19 protein-coding genes are annotated in these 21,713 nt (G+C 71.3%); 12 read left to right on the forward strand and 7 right to left on the reverse strand.

The annotated features are described in order from the left end of the window. Positions 1–228: 228 nt before the first annotated feature. Positions 229–2,469, reverse strand: coding sequence for a (Fe-S)-binding protein (locus tag AC067U_RS10980; RefSeq protein WP_478829327.1), 2,241 nt, complete (start codon positions 2,467–2,469; stop codon positions 229–231). Between the two features lie 65 nt (positions 2,470–2,534). Further along, on the reverse strand, positions 2,535–3,110 hold the full coding sequence (locus AC067U_RS10985; RefSeq protein WP_478829328.1) for a sugar transferase: 576 nt from the start codon (positions 3,108–3,110) through the stop codon (positions 2,535–2,537). A 221-nt stretch (positions 3,111–3,331) separates the two neighbouring features. On the opposite strand from AC067U_RS10985, the gene dnaK reads away from it, so the two are divergent. Genes dnaK through AC067U_RS11005 form a run of 4 tightly spaced genes read left to right on the forward strand, consistent with a single transcriptional unit; the run spans position 3,332 to position 7,486 of the window. Further along, on the forward strand, positions 3,332–5,179 hold the full coding sequence (gene dnaK, locus AC067U_RS10990; protein ID WP_478829329.1) for a molecular chaperone DnaK: 1,848 nt from the start codon (positions 3,332–3,334) through the stop codon (positions 5,177–5,179). Further along, entirely contained in the window at positions 5,179–5,823 is a 645-nt protein-coding gene (grpE, locus tag AC067U_RS10995) for a nucleotide exchange factor GrpE (protein ID WP_478829330.1), read from the forward strand. The genes dnaK and grpE overlap by 1 nt, the downstream gene beginning before the upstream one ends. Positions 5,824–5,856: 33 nt before the next feature. After that, positions 5,857–7,038 (forward strand): molecular chaperone DnaJ, encoded by a 1,182-nt coding sequence (gene dnaJ / locus AC067U_RS11000; RefSeq protein ID WP_478829331.1) that lies wholly within the window; start codon positions 5,857–5,859, stop codon positions 7,036–7,038. 1 nt (position 7,039) lies between these two features. After that, on the forward strand, positions 7,040–7,486 hold the full coding sequence (locus AC067U_RS11005; protein WP_478829332.1) for a heat shock protein transcriptional repressor HspR: 447 nt from the start codon (positions 7,040–7,042) through the stop codon (positions 7,484–7,486). A 103-nt stretch (positions 7,487–7,589) separates the two neighbouring features. On the opposite strand, the gene AC067U_RS11010 is transcribed toward AC067U_RS11005, so the two are convergent. Then, complete coding sequence (locus AC067U_RS11010; RefSeq protein WP_478829333.1) at positions 7,590–8,576, reverse strand: helix-turn-helix transcriptional regulator; 987 nt, start codon at positions 8,574–8,576, stop codon at positions 7,590–7,592. A 212-nt stretch (positions 8,577–8,788) separates the two neighbouring features. Continuing rightward, positions 8,789–9,022 carry a hypothetical protein gene (locus AC067U_RS11015; RefSeq protein WP_478829334.1) on the reverse strand — a complete coding sequence of 78 codons (234 nt, stop codon included), beginning with the start codon at positions 9,020–9,022 and terminating at the stop codon, positions 8,789–8,791. 51 nt (positions 9,023–9,073) lie between these two features. On the opposite strand from AC067U_RS11015, the gene AC067U_RS11020 reads away from it, so the two are divergent. Next, on the forward strand, positions 9,074–9,355 hold the full coding sequence (locus AC067U_RS11020; protein ID WP_478829583.1) for a (2Fe-2S)-binding protein: 282 nt from the start codon (positions 9,074–9,076) through the stop codon (positions 9,353–9,355). A gap of 131 nt (positions 9,356–9,486) precedes the next feature. Here AC067U_RS11020 and AC067U_RS11025 read toward each other — a convergent pair whose 3' ends face one another. Beyond that, positions 9,487–9,891, reverse strand: a complete 405-nt coding sequence (locus tag AC067U_RS11025) for a pyridoxamine 5'-phosphate oxidase family protein (protein WP_478829335.1) — start codon at positions 9,889–9,891, stop codon at positions 9,487–9,489. A gap of 110 nt (positions 9,892–10,001) precedes the next feature. On the opposite strand from AC067U_RS11025, the gene clpB reads away from it, so the two are divergent. Together clpB and AC067U_RS11035 are read left to right on the forward strand one after the other, a co-directional pair. Further along, positions 10,002–12,602 carry an ATP-dependent chaperone ClpB gene (gene clpB / locus AC067U_RS11030; RefSeq protein ID WP_478829336.1) on the forward strand — a complete coding sequence of 867 codons (2,601 nt, stop codon included), beginning with the start codon at positions 10,002–10,004 and terminating at the stop codon, positions 12,600–12,602. 124 nt (positions 12,603–12,726) lie between these two features. Then, complete coding sequence (locus AC067U_RS11035) at positions 12,727–13,263, forward strand: YbjN domain-containing protein (protein WP_478829337.1); 537 nt, start codon at positions 12,727–12,729, stop codon at positions 13,261–13,263. 63 nt (positions 13,264–13,326) lie between these two features. Here the strand turns inward: AC067U_RS11035 and AC067U_RS11040 are convergent, their stop codons facing one another. Both AC067U_RS11040 and AC067U_RS11045 read right to left on the reverse strand, forming a co-directional pair. After that, a complete protein-coding gene (locus tag AC067U_RS11040; protein ID WP_478829338.1) occupies positions 13,327–14,433 on the reverse strand; it encodes a hypothetical protein in 1,107 nt (368 codons plus the stop codon). A 149-nt stretch (positions 14,434–14,582) separates the two neighbouring features. Continuing rightward, on the reverse strand, positions 14,583–15,773 hold the full coding sequence (locus AC067U_RS11045) for a pyridoxal phosphate-dependent aminotransferase (protein ID WP_478829339.1): 1,191 nt from the start codon (positions 15,771–15,773) through the stop codon (positions 14,583–14,585). Positions 15,774–16,504: 731 nt separating this feature from the next. On the opposite strand from AC067U_RS11045, the gene AC067U_RS11050 reads away from it, so the two are divergent. The 5 genes from AC067U_RS11050 (at position 16,505) to pyrE (ending at position 21,611) form a co-directional block, all read left to right on the forward strand. Further along, on the forward strand, positions 16,505–17,026 hold the full coding sequence (locus AC067U_RS11050) for a DUF2617 family protein (protein ID WP_478829340.1): 522 nt from the start codon (positions 16,505–16,507) through the stop codon (positions 17,024–17,026). A 105-nt stretch (positions 17,027–17,131) separates the two neighbouring features. After that, the gene (locus AC067U_RS11055; RefSeq protein ID WP_478829341.1) at positions 17,132–18,778 is read left to right on the forward strand and encodes a polyamine aminopropyltransferase; all 1,647 of its coding nucleotides are present in this window, start codon (positions 17,132–17,134) and stop codon (positions 18,776–18,778) included. A gap of 411 nt (positions 18,779–19,189) precedes the next feature. Then, positions 19,190–20,059: an SRPBCC family protein gene (locus AC067U_RS11060; protein WP_478829342.1), complete on the forward strand. Its 870-nt coding sequence runs from the start codon at positions 19,190–19,192 to the stop codon at positions 20,057–20,059. A gap of 200 nt (positions 20,060–20,259) precedes the next feature. Further along, on the forward strand, positions 20,260–21,054 hold the full coding sequence (locus AC067U_RS11065) for an aldose epimerase family protein (RefSeq protein ID WP_478829343.1): 795 nt from the start codon (positions 20,260–20,262) through the stop codon (positions 21,052–21,054). A 17-nt stretch (positions 21,055–21,071) separates the two neighbouring features. Further along, positions 21,072–21,611, forward strand: a complete 540-nt coding sequence (gene pyrE, locus AC067U_RS11070; protein ID WP_478829344.1) for an orotate phosphoribosyltransferase — start codon at positions 21,072–21,074, stop codon at positions 21,609–21,611. The last annotated feature ends 102 nt before the right edge of the window (positions 21,612–21,713 follow it).

Below are 21,713 nucleotides of genomic sequence, written 5' to 3' on the forward strand. Positions count from 1 at the left end.
TCGAACGTACCTGGTCCCGTGGGGAGTCGGGGACACGCGGCCCGAAGTGCCCCCCTTTGCGGCTGAGCTGTGACATCCCCTAGGGGTTCCCGGTGGGGTTGTCCTCAGGGCGGGAACCAGCCGGATGTCCGATTGTCGACGGCGAGTGCCCGCCGCAGGCACCTGCACAAAGCCGGAGGCCGGCCCCCTCCACGAGGGGACCGGCCTCCGGCCGTCGGGCGCGTACGGCTACTCGGCGGGCTCCGCCACGAGCTCCGTCACCGGCTTCTTCACCGACTCCAGCAGCAGCTGGGCGACGTCCACGACCTGCACCGACTCCTTCGCCTGGCCGTCGTTCTTCTTGCCGTTGACCGAGTCGGTCAGCATGACCAGGCAGAACGGGCAGGCGGTGGAGACGATGTCCGGGTTCAGGGACAGGGCCTCGTCGACGCGCTCGTTGTTGATGCGCTTGCCGATCCGCTCCTCCATCCACATCCGCGCGCCGCCGGCGCCGCAGCAGAAGCCGCGCTCCTTGTGGCGGTGCATCTCCTGCTGGCGCAGGCCGGGGACGGCGTCCATGATCTCGCGCGGCGGCGTGTAGACCTTGTTGTGCCGGCCCAGGTAGCAGGGGTCGTGGTAGGTGATCAGGCCGTCCACCGGGGTCACCGGGACCAGCTTGCCCTCGTCGATGAGGTGCTGGAGCAGCTGGGTGTGGTGGATGACCTCGTACTCGCCGCCGAGCTGCGGGTACTCGTTGGCGATGGTGTTGAAGCAGTGCGGGCAGGTGGAGACGATCTTCTTCGCCGACTTCGGCTTCTTGGTCTCCGGGTCCTCGTCGTCCTCGCCGAACGCCATGTTCAGCATCGCGACGTTCTCCTGGCCGAGCTGCTGGAACAGCGGCTCGTTGCCCAGACGGCGCGGGGAGTCACCCGTGCACTTCTCCTCGCCGCCCATGATCGCGAACTTGACGCCCGCCATGTGCAGCAGCTCGGCGAAGGCCTTGGTGGTCTTCTTCGCCCGGTCCTCCAGGGCGCCGGCGCAGCCGACCCAGTACAGGTAGTCGACCTCGGTGAGGTCCTCGACGTCCTTGCCGACGATCGGGACCTCGAAGTCGACCTCCTTGGTCCACTCGACCCGCTGCTTCTTGGCCAGGCCCCAGGGGTTGCCCTTCTTCTCCAGGTTCTTGAGCATCGTGCCCGCCTCGGACGGGAACGCGGACTCGATCATCACCTGGTAGCGGCGCATGTCGACGATGTGGTCGATGTGCTCGATGTCGACCGGGCACTGCTCCACGCACGCACCGCAGGTGGTGCAGGACCACAGCACGTCCGGGTCGATGACGCCGTTCTCCTCGACCGTGCCGATCAGCGGGCGCTCGGCCTCCGCCATCGCCTCGGCCGGGACGTCCTTCAGCTGCTCCTCGGAGGCCTTCTCCTCGCCCTCCATGGTCTTGCCGCCGCCGGCCAGCAGGTACGGGGCCTTGGCGTGCGCGTGGTCGCGCAGCGACATGATCAGGAGCTTGGGGGAGAGCGGCTTGCCGGTGTTCCAGGCGGGGCACTGCGACTGGCAGCGGCCGCACTCGGTGCACGTGGAGAAGTCGAGGATGCCCTTCCAGGAGAACTGCTCGACCTGGGAGACGCCGAAGACGTCGTCCTCGCCCGGGTCCTCGAAGTCGATCTCCTTGCCGCCCGAGGTCATCGGCTGGAGCGCGCCGAGGGCGGTCTCGCCGGTGGCGTTCCGCTTGAACCAGATGTTCGGGAAGCCGAGGAAGCGGTGCCAGGCGACACCCATGTTGGTGTTGAGCGAGACCGTGATCATCCAGATCAGGGAGACGCTGATCTTCACCATGGCGGTGAAGTAGAGCAGGTTCTGCAGGGTGTCCGTCGACAGTCCGTCGAAGGCCAGGACCAGCGGGTACGAGGCGAAGTACGCGGCCTCGTAGGAGTCCACGTGGTGGATGGCTCCTTCCAGGCCGCGCAGCACGTAGATGGCGAGGCCGATGGTGAGGATGACGTACTCGACGAAGTACGCCTGCCAGGCCTTCGAGCCCGCGAAGCGCGACTTGCGGCCGGCCCTGGACGGCAGGCTCAGCAGGCGGATCACGATCAGGGCGAGGATGCCCAGGATCGTCATCACGCCGATGAACTCGATGTACAGCTCGAACGGCAGGAAGCCGCCGATCACCGGCAGCGTCCAGTCCGCCTGGAAGAGCTGGCCGTACGCCTGCGCCAGCGTCGGCGGCAGCGTCAGGAAGCCGATCGCCACGAACCAGTGCGCGAAGCCGACGATGCCCCACCGGTTCATCCGGCTGTGGCCGAGGAATTCCCTGGTCAGCGTGACCGTGCGGGCCTTCCAGTTGTCGGTGCGGCTGCCCGCGGGAACGGGCTGGCCGATCTTCACGAACCGGTAGATCTGGGCGATGGCTCGGGCGAAGAGAGCAACGCCGACCACGGTCAGGGTCAGCGACACAATGATCGCGGCGAGTTGCATGACGGGCTCCTCGGGCGGGCCGTTACTAAGCGGTAACTTATTCAGTCAAGCCTGAGGTTACCCACTTATACGGCCGCACTGTAGCCGCGTACGCGGTGATCTGTGTCGCTCAGGCCCCCCTCACCTCCACGTTCGCCGCCTCCGGGCGCCGTGCGGGGCCGGAAGGCGGCCCGCGGGGTGCGGGCCAGCACGGCCAGGTCCATGCCCAGCCAGTGCTCCCCGACATAGTGCCGGTCGAGCAGGTCCATGTCTTCCCAGGGGAGCCCCGAGCGGGTGCTGACCTGCCAGAGTCCGGTCATTCCGGGGCGCACGAAAAGACGCTCCGGGTGGTCCGTGCGCGGCTCGGGGCGGGGGCCGACCAGGGACATCTCGCCGCGCAGGACGTTGAGCAGCTGGGGTAGCCGGTCCAGACGGCGGCGCGCCAGGCGCCCGCCCGGGGCCGCACGGAACCTCCAGGTCCGGTACGGCCGTCCGCCGAGCCCGAGCGCGGGCTCGCGCAGGATGGCCCCGTCGAGGCGCGTCATGTGCAGGGCTGCGGCGACCGCCAGCAGCGGCAGCGCGAGCACGGCCAGCAGCGCGGCCGCGCCGAGCAGGTCGAACACCCGCTTGGCCGGTGGCGGGCTGAGCTGCGGCAGACGCATGGCGCCACTCTGCCTCCGCCGCGCCCGCGCCGCGTGGTGCCGCGCTGCAGGGTCCCCCGGGCGGCCCCGCCCCGCTGCGGGCGGGCACACACCTTCGCGGATCCGGGTTGCGCGTAAGGGCCGCGTAAGAGTTGAGCCCACTCGACTCAGGTCTGTTGACGCGCGCGCAGCGGAATGGCATGGTTGAGTCTGTTCCACTCAAGTCCAATGGAGGAATCAAAATGGCTCGTGCGGTCGGCATCGACCTGGGCACCACCAACTCCGTCGTCAGCGTTCTCGAAGGCGGCGAGCCCACCGTCATCACCAACGCCGAGGGCGCCAGGACCACGCCGTCCGTCGTCGCCTTCGCCAAGAACGGCGAGGTCCTCGTCGGTGAGGTCGCCAAGCGGCAGGCCGTCACCAACGTCGACCGGACGATCCGCTCGGTCAAGCGCCACATGGGCACTGACTGGAAGATCAACCTGGACGGCAAGGACTTCAACCCGCAGCAGATGAGCGCCTTCATCCTGCAGAAGCTGAAGCGCGACGCCGAGGCCTACCTGGGTGAGAAGGTCACCGACGCGGTCATCACCGTTCCCGCGTACTTCAACGACTCCGAGCGCCAGGCGACGAAGGAAGCCGGCGAGATCGCGGGCCTCAACGTCCTGCGCATCGTCAACGAGCCGACCGCGGCCGCCCTGGCCTACGGCCTCGACAAGGACGACCAGACCATCCTCGTCTTCGACCTCGGTGGCGGCACCTTCGACGTGTCCCTCCTGGAGATCGGTGACGGCGTCGTCGAGGTGAAGGCCACCAACGGTGACAACCACCTCGGTGGTGACGACTGGGACCAGCGCGTCGTCGACTACCTGGTGAAGCAGTTCGCCAACGGCCACGGCGTGGACCTGTCCAAGGACAAGATGGCGCTCCAGCGCCTGCGCGAGGCCGCCGAGAAGGCGAAGATCGAGCTGTCCTCCTCCACGGAGACCACGATCAACCTGCCGTACATCACGGCCTCCGCCGAGGGCCCGCTGCACCTGGACGAGAAGCTCACCCGCGCTCAGTTCCAGCAGCTGACCGAGGACCTCCTGCAGCGCTGCAAGACCCCCTTCCACAACGTGATCAAGGACGCCGGCATCGCCCTGGCCGACATCGACCACGTCGTGCTCGTCGGTGGTTCGACCCGTATGCCCGCCGTCGCCGAGCTCGTCAAGGAGCTGACCGGCGGCAAGGAGGCCAACAAGGGTGTGAACCCGGACGAGGTCGTGGCGATCGGCGCCACCCTGCAGGCCGGTGTCCTCAAGGGCGAGGTCAAGGACGTCCTGCTCCTCGACGTCACCCCGCTGTCCCTCGGTATCGAGACCAAGGGCGGCATCATGACCAAGCTGATCGAGCGCAACACCACGATCCCGACCAAGCGCTCGGAGATCTTCACCACGGCCGAGGACAACCAGCCGTCCGTGCAGATCCAGGTTTACCAGGGCGAGCGCGAGATCGCGGCGTACAACAAGAAGCTCGGCATGTTCGAGCTGACCGGCCTGCCGCCGGCCCCGCGCGGTGTCCCGCAGATCGAGGTCTCCTTCGACATCGACGCCAACGGCATCATGCACGTCACGGCCAAGGACCTCGGCACGGGCAAGGAGCAGAAGATGACCGTCACCGGCGGCTCCTCGCTCGCCAAGGACGAGGTCGACCGGATGCGCCAGGAGGCCGAGCAGTACGCGGAGGAGGACCAGCGCCGCCGCGAGTCCGCCGAGACCCGCAACCAGGCCGAGCAGCTCGTCTACCAGACGGAGAAGTTCGTCAAGGACAACGAGGACAAGGTTCCGGCCGAGGTCAAGTCCGAGGTCGAGGCCGCCGTCGCCGAGCTGAAGGAGAAGCTCAAGGGCGAGGACGCCGCCGAGATCCGCACCGCCACGGAGAAGGTCGCGGCCGTCTCCCAGAAGCTGGGCCAGGCGATCTACGCCGACGCGCAGGGTGCCCAGGCCGCCGGCGGTCCCGCCGGTGACGCCGGTGCCAAGGCGGCCGACGACGACGTCGTCGACGCCGAGATCGTCGACGAGGACAAGCCGAAGGGCGGCGCTGTCTGATGTCGGAGGAGACCCCGGGCTTCGAGGAGAAGCCGGACGTCCCCGCCGACGGCACGCCCGAGGAGCCGAAGGCCGCCGACTCCGCCGACAAGGCGGAGGAGGCGGCCCCGGCCGGGGACGACACCGCACAGGATGTCGCTCTGCTGGCGCAGCTGGACCAGGCCCGTACGGCGCTCGCCGAGCGCACCGGTGACCTCCAGCGGCTCCAGGCCGAGTACCAGAACTACCGCCGCCGGGTCGACCGGGACCGGGTCACGGTCAAGGAGATCGCCGTCGCGAGCCTCCTGACCGAGCTCCTGCCCGTCCTCGACGACGTCGGCCGGGCCCGTGAGCACGGCGAGCTCGTCGGCGGCTTCAAGTCGGTGGCCGAATCGCTGGAGACGGTCGCCGCCAAGATGGGGCTGCAGCAGTTCGGCAAGGAGGGCGAGCCCTTCGACCCGACGATCCACGAGGCCCTGATGCACTCGTACGCGCCGGACGTCACCGAGACGACCTGCGTGGCGATCCTGCAGCCGGGGTACCGGATCGGGGAGCGCACGATCCGCCCCGCGCGGGTCGCCGTGGCCGAGCCCCAGCCGGGGGCGTCGGCCCCCAAGTCGGAGGACTCCGAGGAGTCGTCCGACAACAAGAAGGACAGTGAGTAACACCCGCAGCAGGACCTGGGAGGAGGGACGCCGGTGAGCACGAAGGACTTCGTGGAGAAGGACTACTACAAGGTTCTCGGCGTCCCCAAGGACGCCACCGAGGCCGAGATCAAGAAGGCGTACCGGAAGCTCGCCCGCGAGTTCCACCCGGACGCCAACAAGGGCGACGCCGCGGCCGAGGAGCGCTTCAAGGAGATCTCCGAGGCGAACGACGTCCTCGGCGACGCCAAGAAGCGCCAGGAGTACGACGAGGCGCGCGCCCTCTTCGGCAACGGTGGCTTCCGTCCCGGTCCGGGTGCCGGCGGCGGCTCGTTCAACTTCGACCTGGGCGACCTCTTCGGGGGCGGCCAGGGCGCGGGAGCGGGCGGCGGCTTCGGTGGCGGCGGCCTCGGCGACATGTTCGGCGGGCTGTTCAACCGCGGCGGTCCCGGCCCGGGTACGCGTACCCAGCCGCGCCGCGGCCAGGACATCGAGTCCGAGGTGACGCTCAGCTTCACCGAGGCGGTGGACGGGGCCACGGTCCCGCTCCGGATGTCCTCCCAGGCCCCCTGCAAGGCGTGTTCCGGCACCGGCGACGCGAACGGCACGCCCCGCGTGTGCCCGACCTGCGTGGGCACCGGCCAGGTCTCCCGGGGCAGCGGCGGCGGGTTCTCGCTCACCGACCCCTGCGCCGACTGCAAGGGGCGCGGCCTGATCGCCGAGACCCCCTGCGAGGTCTGCAAGGGCAGCGGCCGGGCCCGTTCCTCCCGCACCATGCAGGTCCGGATCCCGGCGGGCGTCACCGACGGCCAGAAGATCCGGCTGCGCGGCAAGGGCGCCCCGGGCGAGCGCGGCGGCCCGGCCGGCGACCTGTACGTGGTCGTGCACGTGGACGCCCACCCGGTGTTTGGCCGCAAGGGCGACAACCTGACGGTGACCGTTCCGGTGTCCTTCGTGGAGGCCACGCTCGGCGGCGAGGTGCGGGTGCCCACCCTGGGCGGCCCGCCGGTCACGCTGAAACTCCCCCAGGGGACCCCGAACGGGCGTACGATGCGGGCCCGCGGCAAGGGAGCGGTCCGCAAGGACGGCACCCGCGGCGACCTGCTGGTCACGGTGGAGGTGGCGGTTCCGGCGGAACTGTCCGACAAGGCGCGCGAGGCCCTGGAGACCTACCGGGAAGCCACGGCGGACGAGGACCCCAGGTCCGCCCTGTTCGAGGCAGCGAAGGGAGCATGAGATGGACGGCCGACGACGCAGTCCCTACGAGCTTAACGATGAGACTCCGGTCTACGTGATCTCGGTCGCCGCTCAGCTCTCCGGCCTGCATCCGCAGACCCTCCGCCAGTACGACCGGCTCGGGCTGGTCTCCCCGGACCGCACGGCCGGGCGGGGCCGCCGCTACTCGGCCCGGGACATCGAGCTGCTCCGTACGGTGCAGGCGCTGTCCCAGGACGAGGGCGTCAACCTGGCCGGCATCAAGCGGATCATCGAACTGCAGAACCAGGTGGCCGCGCTCCAGCAGCGCGTCGCCGAGCTGGCGGCCGCGGTCGACGGCGCGGCCCTGGCCATGCAGCAGCGCGAGGCGCAGGTCCACGCCTCGTACCGGCGCGACCTGGTTCCGTACCAGGACGTCCAGCAGACCGGCGCGCTGGTCGTGTGGCGGCCCAAGCGGCCGCAGGACTGACCGGTAGCAGGACGGCGAGTCGCAGGACTGGCCGGCCGCAGCAGCCAGCCGATGACGCGAGAGGCCCTCGCCCGGGAACGGGCGGGGGCCTCTCGCGCGCGAGTCACCCCTCGGGGTGGTCCAGGATCCCCGACTGTGCGATGAGGTAGCCCAGTTGAGCCCGGCTGCCGCTGCCGAGGGTTCCGGCCAGCTTGGCGATGTGCGCCCGGCAGGTCCGTACGTTCATGCCCAGCCGGCGGGCGATGGCCTCGTCCACGTGCCCCTCGATGAGGAGTTGGGCGATGGACCGCTGGACTCCGGAGATGCCGGAGGGCATCGGATCGTACGGGATCTCCTCCTGCAGCGGCGTGGCCCGGTGCCACAGCTGCTCGAACACCTTGATGAGGTATTCGACCAGTCCGGGGTGGCGCAGCTCCAGGGCCACGCTCCGGTCGTCACTGGCCGGGATGAAGGCCACCGCGCGGTCGAAGATGATGAGGCGCTCGATGAGCTCCTCCAGGGTGCGGATCTCCACCTTGCCCGCCGATATCCGGTCGACGTACGCCAGGGTGCCCTGGCTGTGCCGTGCGGTGTGCTGGTAGAGCGTGCGGATGGTGACGCCGCGGTCGGTCAGCGGCTGGTCCCGTTCGAGGGCCTGGGTGAGGGCGTCGATGGGGCGGGCGCCGCCGGGCTGGATGGTCAGCATCTCCGTATGGCATTCGGCGGTCGCGAGGTTCAGTGCCGCGTTGATCCGGTCGAACCCCTCCAAAACGGTGATGGCGTGGGTCGGCGGAGGGGTGAGCGCACTTATTGCCATGAATGGCTCGAATGCTTCGGCCAGCTCGATGGAAGCCCTGCGACGTTGCAGGATCTCTCTCTCGATGGGGTGCAGTCTCTGTGCGAGTGCCACGGTGGGGGGAACCGGGCGGAGCCAGTTCGCGTCATCAGGGTCCGGATGGAGCAGTGCGAATTCCAGCAGGCAGGGGGTGTATTCGACCTCTGTGCGGGCGATCCGCCCGGAGCTGAGAGCGGTGGCGTAGAGCTCCGCGCCTGGGCTGCAGAGCTCCGTCACTGGGTGGGGATGTGTCTGTTCTGCACCTTTATTCACCATTGCTCCCACCCCCAGGGTCTTGCATCTTCAGGAACATGATGCACCGCCACGGTGGCATCGGTGTGGCTCGATAAGTCATCGTCTGTGATGCGGGGGAGAGGAATCCATCCAGTGAGGACGAAGTCGACCATGTATAAGAAACTGCTTCGCTCGGTGGTTGCCGTTGCTCTCTCCGGCGTTGTGGCTTACGGGGTGGCGGGCGGTGGCCTGGCTCACGCCGGGGGCGTACCCGAGGACAGTGGCTGGACGAGTACACCCGCCGACAGCGGATGGAACTCGGTGTCACTGGACAGTGGTTGGACGTCGGCCCCGGTGGACAGCGGCTGGACCAGTGCTCCCGAGGACGGTGGCCGGACGGCGATACCGGCGGACGACAGCGGCTGGACCAGCAGCCCGGTGGACAGTGGCTGGACGAACGCGCCGGCGGACAGCGGCTGGACCAACACCCCTGCGAGGGCTGCCGCGTGACCCCCGACGACCGCGACTTCCGGCGGGAAATGGCCTCCGCCTACCGCTCCGGGTGGCAGTTCATCGACCTGGCGACGGCGATCCCCCACGCCGGCGACTCCCTGATGGTCACCCTTTTCGGCCAGCCCATCGTCATCGTGCGCGAGGAGGACGAGGACGTCCGCGCCTACCGTTGCCTGCGCCGCCCCCGGGGCGCCCCGCAGCCCGTTCGTTGCGAGGTCCGGTACGGCATGGTCTTCGTCAATCTGGATCAGCGTGACCACCAGCTCTTCGAGCCCGATATCACCACCGCCACCCCCCGCAGTGCCTGACGCGATCCCCCCGTCGTTGCAGATCGCTCAGGTGCTTCCCCCACACAGCGGCGCCATCGTGGACCTGAACACGATGGCGCCGCTGTGATGTCCGCGTCCATACCCGAACCGGACATTGCCGCTGCCTTTTCTCAGGCCCGCCCCATCGCGCGGTCCAGTGCGATCTCGATGACCACCCGGTCCGGATTCGGCGACGGGGTCCGCTGGTAGCGCTCCGCGTAGCGGGCCACCGCGTCGGCGACCGACGCCTCGTCCGTACGGACCGCCGCGTGGCCCTCCAGCGTGGCCCAGCGGCGCCCCTCCATCTGGCAGACCGCGGCCCTGGCCCCGCCCGGCTGCGCCGCCAGCACGTTGCGGACCTTCTTGCTGTGCTTGTTGCTGATCACCCGGGCCACCCCCGCCTCCGGGTCGTACGTCACGCCCACGGGCACCACGTGGGGGGTGCCGTCCGGCCGCAGGGTGGTCAGGGTGCACACGTGCCGTTCCCGCCAGAAGGCGAGGTACTCCGGCGTCGGGTTGAGTACGTCATGGGCCATGCGGCGAAGCGTACGTGACGGCCCCGAAAGCATCTTGAGTGGAATAGACTCAACTTTGTGCACGTTGACCTTGTCAGTACCTGTACGGAGACGGAGAGGAGAAGCCGCACGTGGACGCCGAGCTGACCAACAAGAGCCGGGACGCACTCAACGCCGCCACCAGCAGGGCCGTCAAGGACGGCCACCCCGACCTGACCCCGGCCCACCTGCTGCTGGCCCTGCTCACCGGCCAGGACAACGAGAACATCATCGACCTGCTGGCCGCCGTCGAGGCCGACCAGGCCGTCGTCCGCACCGGCGCCGAACGGATCCTCGCCGGCCTGCCCAGCGTCACCGGGTCCACCGTGGCCCCGCCGCAGCCCAGCCGCGACCTGCTCGCCGTACTGGCCGAGGCCGACGCGCAGGCCGGCAAGCTCGGCGACGAGTACCTGTCCACCGAGCACCTCCTCATCGCGACCGCCGCCAAGGGCGGCGCCGCCGGTGAGGTCCTGTCGCAGCAGGGCGCGACCGCGAAGAAGCTGCTCGACGCCTTCGAGAACGTACGAGGAGGACGGCGGGTGACCACCCCCGACCCCGAGGGCCAGTACAAGGCCCTGGAGAAGTTCGGCACCGACTTCACCGCCGCGGCCCGCGAGGGCAAGCTCGACCCCGTGATCGGCCGCGACCACGAGATCCGCCGGGTCGTACAGGTCCTCTCGCGCCGTACGAAGAACAACCCGGTGCTGATCGGCGAGCCCGGCGTCGGCAAGACCGCCGTCGTCGAGGGCCTCGCCCAGCGGATCGTCAAGGGCGACGTCCCGGAGTCCCTGAAGAACAAGCGCCTGGTCGCCCTCGACCTCGGCGCCATGGTGGCCGGCGCCAAGTACCGGGGCGAGTTCGAGGAGCGGCTCAAGACCGTCCTCGCCGAGATCAAGTCCAGCGACGGCCAGATCATCACCTTCATCGACGAGCTGCACACGGTCGTCGGCGCGGGCGCCGGCGGCGACTCGGCCATGGACGCGGGCAACATGCTCAAGCCGATGCTGGCCCGCGGCGAACTGCGGATGGTCGGCGCGACCACCCTCGACGAGTACCGCGAGCGGATCGAGAAGGACCCGGCGCTGGAACGGCGCTTCCAGCAGGTGCTGGTCGCCGAGCCCACCGTGGAGGACACCATCGCGATCCTCCGCGGTCTCAAGGGCCGCTACGAGGCGCACCACAAGGTGCAGATCAACGACAGCGCGCTGGTCGCCGCGGCCGGCCTCTCCGACCGGTACATCACCTCCCGCTTCCTCCCCGACAAGGCGATCGACCTCGTCGACGAGGCGGCCTCCCGGCTGCGCATGGAGATCGACTCCTCTCCGCTGGAGATCGACGAGCTGCAGCGCGCGGTGGACCGGCTGCGCATGGAAGAGCTGGCCCTCAAGAACGAGTCCGACCCGGCCTCCGTCGAACGGCTGGAAAAGCTGCGCAAGGACCTCGCGGACAAGGAGGAGGAGCTGCGCGGCCTGACCGCCCGCTGGGAGAAGGAGAAGCAGTCCCTCAACCGGGTCGGCGAGCTCAAGGAACGCCTGGACGCGCTGCGCGGCCAGGCCGAGCGGGCCCAGCGCGACGGCGACTTCGACACCGCCTCCAAGCTGCTGTACGGGGAGATCCCCGCGCTGGAGCGGGAGCTGGCCGAGGCCACCGAGGCCGAGGAGGAGGCCGCCAAGACCGCCGACTCCAAGAGCAGCATGGTCAAGGAGGAGGTCGGCCCGGACGACATCGCCGAGGTGGTCGCCGCCTGGACCGGCATCCCGGCCGGCCGGCTGCTGGAGGGCGAGACCCAGAAGCTGCTGCGCATGGAGCAGGAGCTGGGCCGCCGCCTGATCGGCCAGGGCGAGGCCGTGCGCGCGGTCTCCGAGGCGGTCCGCCGCACCCGTGCGGGCATCGCCGACCCCGACCGCCCGACGGGCTCCTTCCTCTTCCTCGGCCCGACCGGTGTCGGCAAGACCGAGCTGGCCAAGGCACTCGCGGACTTCCTCTTCGACGACGAGCGGGCCATGGTCCGGATCGACATGTCGGAGTACGCCGAGAAGCACAGCGTGGCCCGGCTGGTCGGCGCCCCGCCCGGCTACGTCGGCTACGAGGAGGGCGGCCAGCTGACCGAGGCCGTCCGCCGGCGCCCGTACTCGGTGATCCTGCTGGACGAGGTGGAGAAGGCCCACCCGGAGGTCTTCGACATCCTGCTCCAGGTGCTGGACGACGGTCGGCTCACCGACGGCCAGGGCCGGACGGTGGACTTCCGCAACACCATCCTCATCCTGACCTCGAACCTGGGCAGCCAGTTCCTCATCGACCCCACCACGAGCGAGGAACTCAAGCGGAACCAGGTCCTCGACGTGGTCCGCGGCACTTTCAAGCCGGAGTTCCTCAACCGCCTCGACGACATCGTGGTGTTCTCCGCCCTGAGCCAGGACGAGCTGGCCCACATCGCCGAGCTGCAGGTCGGGCGGCTCGCGAAGCGGCTGGCCGACCGCCGGCTCACCCTGGACGTCACCCCCGAGGCGCTGGCCTGGCTGGCGGAGAAGGGCAACGACCCGGCCTACGGCGCCCGCCCGCTGCGCCGCCTGATCCAGACGGCCGTGGGCGACCGGCTGGCCCGGGAGATCCTGGCCGGCGAGGTCAGGGACGGGGACACCGTCCGGGTCGACGTCGCGGGCGACGACCTGCTGGTCGGGAAGGCCATGTAAGAGGTTCGTACGACCGGCTCCGGGTGGATCGTGTCCGCCCGGAGCTGATCGACCGGTGCGGGGGTTGCCACGGGGTAGGAGCGATGGGAGAGGATGGCTGCATCCGCACGAAGGGAAAAACACGGTGAGCATCGACCCGGCCTCGATTCCGAACTTCGGGGGGCAGCCCGAACCGCAGCCCACAGGACCGGCGGGCCCCGTCGTCCCCGACCAGGACCTGGTCAAGCAGCTGCTGGACCAGATGGAGCTCAAGTACGTCCTCGACGACGAGGGTGACCTCGCGGCGCCGTGGGAGGAGTTCCGGACCTACTTCATGTTCCGCGGCGAGGGCGAGCAGCAGGTCTTCTCGGTGCGGACGTTCTACGACCGCCCGCACGGCCTGGAGGAGAAGCCCCAGCTGCTCGAGTCCATCGACGACTGGAACCGCCGCACCCTGTGGCCCAAGGTCTACACCCACACCCACGACGACGGCTCCGTCCGCCTGATCGGTGAGGCGCAGATGCTGATCGGCACCGGCGTCTCCCTGGAGCACTTCGTCTCCTCCACGGTCAGCTGGGTCCGTGCCTCCATCGAGTTCGACAACTGGCTCGTGGAGCAGCTCGGCCTGGAGAAGGAGATCGACTCCGCCGACGGCGAGGACAAGGGCGACGACGCCGAGTAGCCGGCCCCACGGTCGGCCGCGGCGTCGCGGTCCCCGCGGCGCCTCCCGGCGTCCCCCGGCACCTCACAGCGGCAGTGGGGCGGCGAGCACCAGATACGTCCCGTAGCCGTAGGAGAGCCCGGCCAGGGCGGTGGTCACCAGGACCGCCGTCCGCGGCCGGGCTCGCGCCAGTGCGGCCGCCGCGGGCAGCAGCAGCGGGAACGCGGGCAGCAGGAACCGGGGTTTGGACTCGAAGAACCCGGCCCCGCCCAGCGTGATCACCAGCAGCGTCCCGGTGTAGACCAGCAGCGGCAGTGGCGCCCAGCCCCGCACCAGCAGCACCGCGAGCACCAGCGCGATCAGGATCACCAGCGGCACCACGGTAGTGACCAGCGGAGTCCCCTTGGTCAGCACCCGCCGCACGGACCCCGCGACGCCCCACCCGAAGTCGAAGTACGACCCCCAGCTGCGCTGCACCGCGAAATAGCCGCCCAGCGGATCTCCCCGGCGCACCCCCACGGCCAGCAGGTACGCCGTCCAGCCCGCGGGCGCCAGCAGTCCCGCCGCCCACACCCGGACCGGGGCGTCCGGCTTCAGCAGCAGCTCGTACCCCGCCGCCACCGACACGGCGGCGGCCACCGCGATGCCGTTCGGCCGGGTCACCCCGGCCAGCACCGCCAGCCCGGCCGCCCACAGCCAGCGCCCGCGCAGCACGGCGTACAGCGCCCAGGCGGCCAGCGCCGCCAGCAGCGCCTCGGTGTACGCGATGCCGAGGACCACCGAGTGCGGCAGCACCCCCCACATCACCACCATCAGCACCGCGGCCCGGGCCCCGGCCACCAGCTCCCCGACCCGGTACACCCCGACGGCACCGGCGACCGCGGCCGCCCAGGCCACCAGCAGTCCGGCCCCCGCCGGGCCCACCCCCGGCAGCAGCACGTCCAGGGCCCGCATCAGCCCCGGGTAGAGCGGGAAGAACGCCAGATCGCTCTGCACCGATCCGATGTCCACCCACACCTGGGTCCGGCCGTACCCGTGCTCGGCGATCCCGATGTACCAGACCGAGTCCCAGGACGCACCGAGCACCGCCACCGGGTCCTTCCCGGCCCACCAGGCCGACACGGCCACCACCAGCACCCCGAGGGCGCGCACCGCGACGAACACCGCCACGGCGAACAGTGCCGCGGGCACCGCGACGCCCGTGCCGTCCTTGCTCCCGGTGCCGCCCCCGTTCCCGATGCCGGTCCCGGTCCCGGCCCCGGTCCTGTTCCCGTTCCCGTTCCCGTTCCCCCCACGGCGCCGTCCGGTCGGGACGGCGCCGGATATCTCCCCCGTCGCGGTCACAGCCGGCGCAGGCGGTCGACCGCCTCCTCCAGTACGTCCGCGCGCTTGCAGAAGGCCCAGCGGACCTGCGTGCGGCCCGCGTCCGGGTCGTCGTAGAAGACCGCGTTGGGGATGGCCACGACCCCGCAGCGCTCCGGGAGGGCCCGGCAGAAGGCGAGACCGTCCTTCTCGCCGAGCGGGGCGATGTCGGTGGTGATGAAGTACGTGCCCTGGGGGCGGTAGACCTCGAACCCGGCCGCCCGCAGTCCGTCCGCGAGGAGGTCCCGCTTGTGCGCGAGATCGGCGCGGAAGCCGTCGTAGTAGTCGTCGGGGAGGGCCAGGGCCTCGGCGATGGCGTACTGGAAGGGGCCCGAGGAGACGTAGGTGAGGAACTGCTTGGCCGAGCGGACCGCCGAGACCAGGGCGGGGGAGGCGGTCAGCCAGCCGACCTTCCAGCCGGTGAAGGAGAAGGTCTTGCCGGCGGAGGAGATGGTGACGGTGCGTTCGCGCATGCCGGGCAGGCCGGCGAGCGGGGTGTGGGCGCCCTCGAAGACCAGGTGCTCGTACACCTCGTCGGTGACCACCAGCAGGTCGCGTTCGACGGCGAGCGCGGCGATCGCGGCGAGCTCGGCGGGGCCGAGGACGGCGCCGGTCGGGTTGTGCGGGGTGTTCAGGAGCAGCAGGCGGGTGCGCGGGGTGACGGCGGCGCGGAGTTCGTCGAGGTCGAGGGCGAAGGCTCCGTCGCGGGGCCGGAGCGTGACCGGGACCCGGGTGGCGCCGGCCATCGCGATACAGGCCGCGTAGGAGTCGTAGAACGGTTCGAGGGCGATGACCTCGTCACCCGGTTCGAGGAGGGCGAGCAGGGAGGCGGCGATGGCCTCGGTCGCGCCGGCGGTGACCAGCACCTCGGTGTCCGGGTCGGGGGCGAGCCCGTAGAAGCGCCGCTGGTGGGCGGCGATCGCGGTGCGGAGCTCCGGGATGCCGGGGCCCGGGGGGTACTGGTTGCCGAGGCCCTCGCGGACCGCGCGGGCCGCCGCCTCGGCGATCTCGGCGGGGCCGTCGGTGTCCGGGAAGCCCTGGCCCAGGTTGATCGACCCGGTCCGGGTCGCCAGCTGGGACATCTCCGCGAAGATGGTCGTACCGAAGGCGGCCAGGCGGCGGTTGAGGTAGGGGCGGCTGCCGCCCACGGGTGCGCTCATGACGGCCATCCTCCGGCGAACCTCTGGACTTGCTCAAGTGCGCTTTGGCCCGGGCGGGCGGCGGGCATCCCCATGTCACGCGGGACGGGGGGTCCCGCACCCGGGAGAACCGGGGCAGAGCGAAAGGGGCGACGCACATGTCAGACGGCGCCGTCATTTCCATCGTCATCTTCACCGTGCTCGTCATCGGCGGCGTTCTGAGCGTGGCCGTCAGGACCGCCGGGCGTCACGACCGGGTCCACTCGGTGCGCCGGAGCTCGCGGAGCGGTTCCAGCGGGTCGGAGTCCAGCTGGTGGTCCACGGGAGGCAGCAGCTGTGGCGGCACCTCCTCGTCCTGCGGGTCGTCCTCGTCCTCCTGCGGGGGCGGAGGGGGCGGAGGGGGCGGCTGCGGCGGCGGAGGCGGAAGCTGACGCGCGGGTGGCCGGCGGCGGCTGACACGGGGCAGCCGGCGCCGCCGGGACAGGGTGCCCGGCGGGGGGCAACTTCCGTCGGGCGCCCTCGCGTTGGGCCTTCCTGTTGAACACGTGAACTGGGTAGCCCCCGGAGGGATGTAAACCCCAGCAAGTTGGGTAAAAACGCTGTGAGTGCCGTGCCCTTCATGATTCCCTCGGTTGAGTAGACCAGTCCCCGGACCTGCCGGGACTTCCTGTGGACCCGAGCCGGTGGCCCGCCCCCCACACACGCGATCCGGCCGGGGCGGGTGACCGGCCCTCTCCCTCGCGCGTTTGCGGAGCCGACTCATGCTCACGACCCTCCAGACCACCTACACCGACACGCGTGCCGCCGATCTCGCCTGGGCGCTGGGCCGGGACAGGCTGCCCGCCCTGGCCGTACTGAACCTCGAACTGGTGGGCGCGAAAGTGGAGTTGCGCCTGCTCGGAGCCTCCCACCAGGTGTTGTTGGAGGAGGGTGAGGTGCTCTGCTCGGAGACGGTCGCCTGCATCCCCGGCAGCAGTACCCCGCTGCCGCTCGGGGTCGCCAAGCGCGTGGGCGACTGGGAGTACGAGTTCGCCGCCCGTGTGGAGACCCTCTCGCGGGGGTCGTTCGCCGGCCGGGCCCAGGAACTGCTCGCCCTGGTGGCGGATCACCCGAACGGGTTGGCCGGCACCTTTCCGGGCAGTCCGCACGCGTTCACCGCGATGCTCGCCCAGCGCCACGACGGGCAGGTGCGGTGGCGCACCTGGCACGCGTACCCGCAGGAGGGCCAGCTGGTGGCCACCCGCACCAGGGTGGGCGTACGGATGGCGGCCCCGGCGCTGTAGTGCGCGATCGTTTCTGCACGGTTACTCCAACTGCCCGTACGGGCACCCCAGTTGCACCCATGTGGGTGACGGGATGTGCGCGCGGCGTGACGTACGGTTCGCTGCATGATCGACCGTTCCACCTCCGGCGGGGTGCTCCCGGCGCCGGAGCCGCGGAGTGCGGCAGCGCGTCCGGCCGCCCTGCCCGTACGGCCCCGGACCGGCCGACTGCTCGTCCTGGCCACCGTGTTCGTCTGTGCCGCCTGCGGGCTGGTGTACGAACTGGAGCTGCTCGCGCTCGCCTCCTACCTGATCGGTGACTCGGTCACCCAGGCGTCCGTCGTCCTGTCCGTCATGGTCTTCGCCATGGGCGTCGGCTCGCTGCTCGCCAAACGCCTGCGGGGCGCGCCCGCCGCCGGTTTCGTCGCGGTCGAGGCCGCCCTGGCCCTGGTCGGCGGTATGTCGGCCACCGCCCTGTACGCGAGTTTCGCCTGGCTGGGGGAGTCCCGCCCGGCCCTGGTGGCCTTCTCCCTGACCATCGGCGTGCTCATCGGCGCGGAGATCCCGCTGCTGATGACCCTGATCCAGCGGATCCGCCGGCAGGACGCGGGCGGGGCGGTCGCGGACCTCTTCGCGGCGGACTACGTCGGCGCGCTCGTCGGCGGCCTGGCCTTTCCCTTCCTGCTGCTGCCCGTGCTCGGCCAGCTGACCGGGGCGATGCTCACCGGCATGGTCAACGCGGCCGCCGGCGGGGCGCTGGTGCTGTGGCTCTTCCGCCGCGACCTGAGCCGGCGGACCTGCTGGCTGCTGGTGGTGGTGAACGCGACCGTCCTGGCCGTCCTCGCCTCGGCCGCCGTCCTCGCCGAGGACTTCGAGCGGATCGCACGGAACGCGGTCTACGGCGGCGAGGTGCGGGTGGCGGTGCAGACCGGCGTCCAGGAACTGGTGGTGACCGGGCCGGGCAGCGGCTCACCGCGCTCGCTCGACCTGTACCTCGACGGCCGGCTGCGGGTCAGCGGCTACGACGAGTACCGCTACCACGAGGCGCTCGTGCACCCGGCGATGCAGGGGCGGCACGCCCGGGTCCTCGTCCTCGGCGGCGGCGACGGTCTGGCCGCGCGGGAGGTGCTGCGGTACCGGGACGTCGAGACGGTCACCGTGGTCGAGCTCGACCCGGGGGTGGTCCGGCTGGCCCGCACCGACCCGATGCTGTCCGCCCTCAACGGCCGGGTGTACGCCGATCCGCGCGTCCGGGTGAGCAACTCGGACGCGTTCCGCTTCCTCCGCGGAGCCGGCGCCCACGGCCGCTACGACGTGATCGTCTCGGACCTGCCGGACCCGGGCATCACCCCCAGCACCAAGCTGTACTCGCAGGAGTTCTACGGGCTGGCCGCACGGGCGCTGCGCCCCGGCGGCCGGATCGCCGTCCACGCCGGATCCCCTTCCGCCCGGCCCCGCACCTACTGGACGGTCGACGCCACGCTCCGCGCCGCGGGGCTGCGCACCGCCCCGTACGCGGCCGGCGGCCGGCTGTCCGGCTTCCCCGCGGGCCCGGACCGCAGGCCCGGCCCCTCCGCCCCCTCCCCGCAGGACTGGGGCTTCGTCCTGGCGGCCTCCGGGCGCACCCCGGAACTCCGCGTCGGCCCCGAAGCGAGCCTCCGCTCCCTCACCACCCCGGCCCTCCGCGCCGCCGCCCAGGACACCGCCCGCCTGCGCATCCCCAACCTCCCCCCGTCCACCCTCCCCCACCCCCGCTACGGCACGTACTCGTGACCTGCCCCGCCGCGGGCTCGCGCCGACAAGCGCCCCACACCCACCCACCGCGCAGGCAGGCGCCCCGCACCCACCCGCCCACCCACCCGGCCGTGTGGGCAGGCGTCCCGCACCCACCCGCCCACCCACCCGGCCGTGTGGGCAGGCATCCCGCCCACCCCCCCCACCCACCCACCCACCCGCCGTGTGGGCAGGCGTGCCGCAGGGCGGCACGGGTGGGCACACGGCACCGGCCCCGCGTCGCTCGCGCAGCCTCCCCACACCGAGCCCCCGCCAGGGCCTCGCCCCCAGCCCCGCGCGAGTGGTCGCAGCCAGCCATCCAGCTCCGGCCCCCGGCCCCGGGAGCCCCGTACCCCCCAGCAGTGCGCAGCACAAGGCGCAACCCGCCCCCACCCCGCTACCCTCGACCCCATGGAGCATCAGGTCTTCGTCCCGGTCCAAGCCTCCGCCCTCCGCACCGTGCTGCGCGCCCCCGCACACCTCGCCCGCTGTGTCCCCGGCCTCCAGCACGACGCCGGATCGGAGCCCGACGGCCCCCTCGCCGGCCGCCTCCGCCTGCGGGTCGGCGGCAACACCGTGACCTACCGGGGCGCCCTGATCGTCACCGAACAGGACGAGGACACGTTCGCCGTCGACGGCGAAGGCACCGAGGCCCGCGGCACCGGCACGGTGAAGTTCCGCCTCACCCTCCGGCTGGCTCCCGCCGAGGACGGCACCCGCCTGGAGTTCACCGCCACCGCGACCGCCGACGGCCGCGCCGCCGCCTTCGATCCGGAGGCCCTGGTCACGGCGGTGCAGCGGCTCCTGGACCGGGCCTCGGCCAAGCTGGCCGCCGCCGCGACGGCCCCGGCGGAGGGCCACGGCACCACGGACCGGGAGGACGGCCGTAAGGGAGACGACACGGACCGGACGGCCGGCGAGGCCGGGTCCGAGGGGCGCACCGGAACCGGCGGCCGGGGGTCGGTCTTCGACGCCGAGGTCCCGCCCCCTTCCCTGGACCCCTCCCTCGACGCCTCTCACGATCCTTTCCGCGACGACGAGTTCCCCGGTGAGTTCGGCGAATCCACCCGTCCCCCCGCCGAAGCCGCCCACGCCCGCCGCACGATGATCGGCCGGAGCGCCGAGGAGGTCGACCACGCACCCCCGCGCGGCCGCTACGCCCCGGTCCCCGCGCCCGACACCTCCGTGCCCGGCGGGAACCTCCGCTGGCTCGCTCCGGCCGCCGCACTCGCACTCGCCGGTGCCGTCGTCGTGGGCCGCGCCCTGCGCCGCCGCGCCTGACCGGGCGAGCACGCCCGCCCGGCACACGTGCCCGGCACAGGTGCCCGGCACACACGTGCCCGGCACAGGTGCCCGGCACACACGTGCCCGGTACACGCCCGCCCGGCGAACCCGCCGCCGTCCCCGGCACCCGCGTGACCAGTACGCACGCGGCCCGCTGATCCGGCCCGATCGTCGGCTCACCCCCTAGGCTCGACCGCATGACTACGCAACTCAGCGCCGGCGGTGCCGAAGTGACCGTCGACCAGGAAAACGGCTGCCGCGTCAGCAGCCTCCGCATCGACGGCACGGAGCTGCTGCGCCAGGGTGAGAAGTACGGTGCGTTCCCGATGGTCCCCTGGTGCGGCCGCATCGAGCTGGGGCAGTTCCGCAACGGCGGGGTGCGCCACCAGATGCCGGTGAACGCGCCGCCCCACGCCATCCACGGCTTCGGCCGCGACGCCTCATGGAAGCCGGCCCGGGTGGACAAGGCGGAGGCCGCCTTCTTCTACGACCTGGCCGAGCCGTGGCCCTACCCCGGCCGGGTCACGCAGACCTTCCAGCTCACCGAGTCCTCGCTCACCCTGGGCATGGGCGTCGAGACCTACGGGGACTCCTTCCCGGCCCAGGCCGGCTGGCACCCCTGGTTCCGCCGCAACCTCGGCGAGGGGGAGGACGTACGCCTCGACTTCGACCCCCAGTGGCAGGAGGAGCGCGGCGACGACCACCTCCCCACCGGCCGCCGGATCGACCCGCTTCCCGGCCCCTGGGACGACTGCTTCGGCATGCCCTACGGGGTGGACGTCACCCTCACCTGGCCGGCCCTCCTGGAGCTGCGGATCACCAGCCGCGCCGAATGGGTGGTCGTGTACGACGAGCAGCCGGAGGCCGTGTGCGTGGAGCCGCAGAGCGGCCCGCCCAACGGGCTGAACACCCTGCCGCGGCTCGTCACACCGGTCGACCCGCTGGAGATCTCGGCCACCTGGACCTGGCGCCGACTCGACGGGGACAGGTAGGGCCTAAGCTCATAACCATGAGTGACGTGCGTGGTGAGCTGCTCCAGCAGATCAAGGACAAGGCCGTGGTCCACGGCAAGGTGATTCTCTCGTCGGGACGCGAGGCCGACTACTACATCGACCTCCGTCGGATCACCCTCGACGGCGAGGCGGCCCCGCTGGTCGGCCAGGTCATGCTGGATCTGACCAAGGACCTCGACTACGACTGCGTCGGCGGTCTGACCCTCGGCGCCGACCCGGTCGCGACCTCCATGCTGCACGCCTCCGCCGCGCGCGGCTCCCGCCTGGACGCCTTCGTCGTCCGCAAGGCGCAGAAGGCCCACGGCATGCAGCGCCGCATCGAGGGCACCGACGTCAAGGGCCGCCGCTGCCTGGTCGTCGAGGACACCTCCACCACCGGCGGTTCCCCGCTGACCGCCGTCGAGGCGGTCCGCGAGGCCGGCGGCGAGGTCGTCGCCGTCGCCACGATCGTGGATCGCGGTGCCGCCGGTGCGATCGCCGAGGCGGGCCTGTCGTACCTCACCGGCTACCAGCTGGAAGACCTCGGCCTGGCCTGAGCCGCCGCTGGTCCGTGCTGACCTGCTCCTTTGCTTGAGGGGCGGAGTGTTTCACGTGAAACACTCCGCCCAGGCGGGGTCGACTGCCTGGCGGAGTCTGGA

This window comes from Streptomyces sp. NPDC043853 (assembly GCF_056436025.1).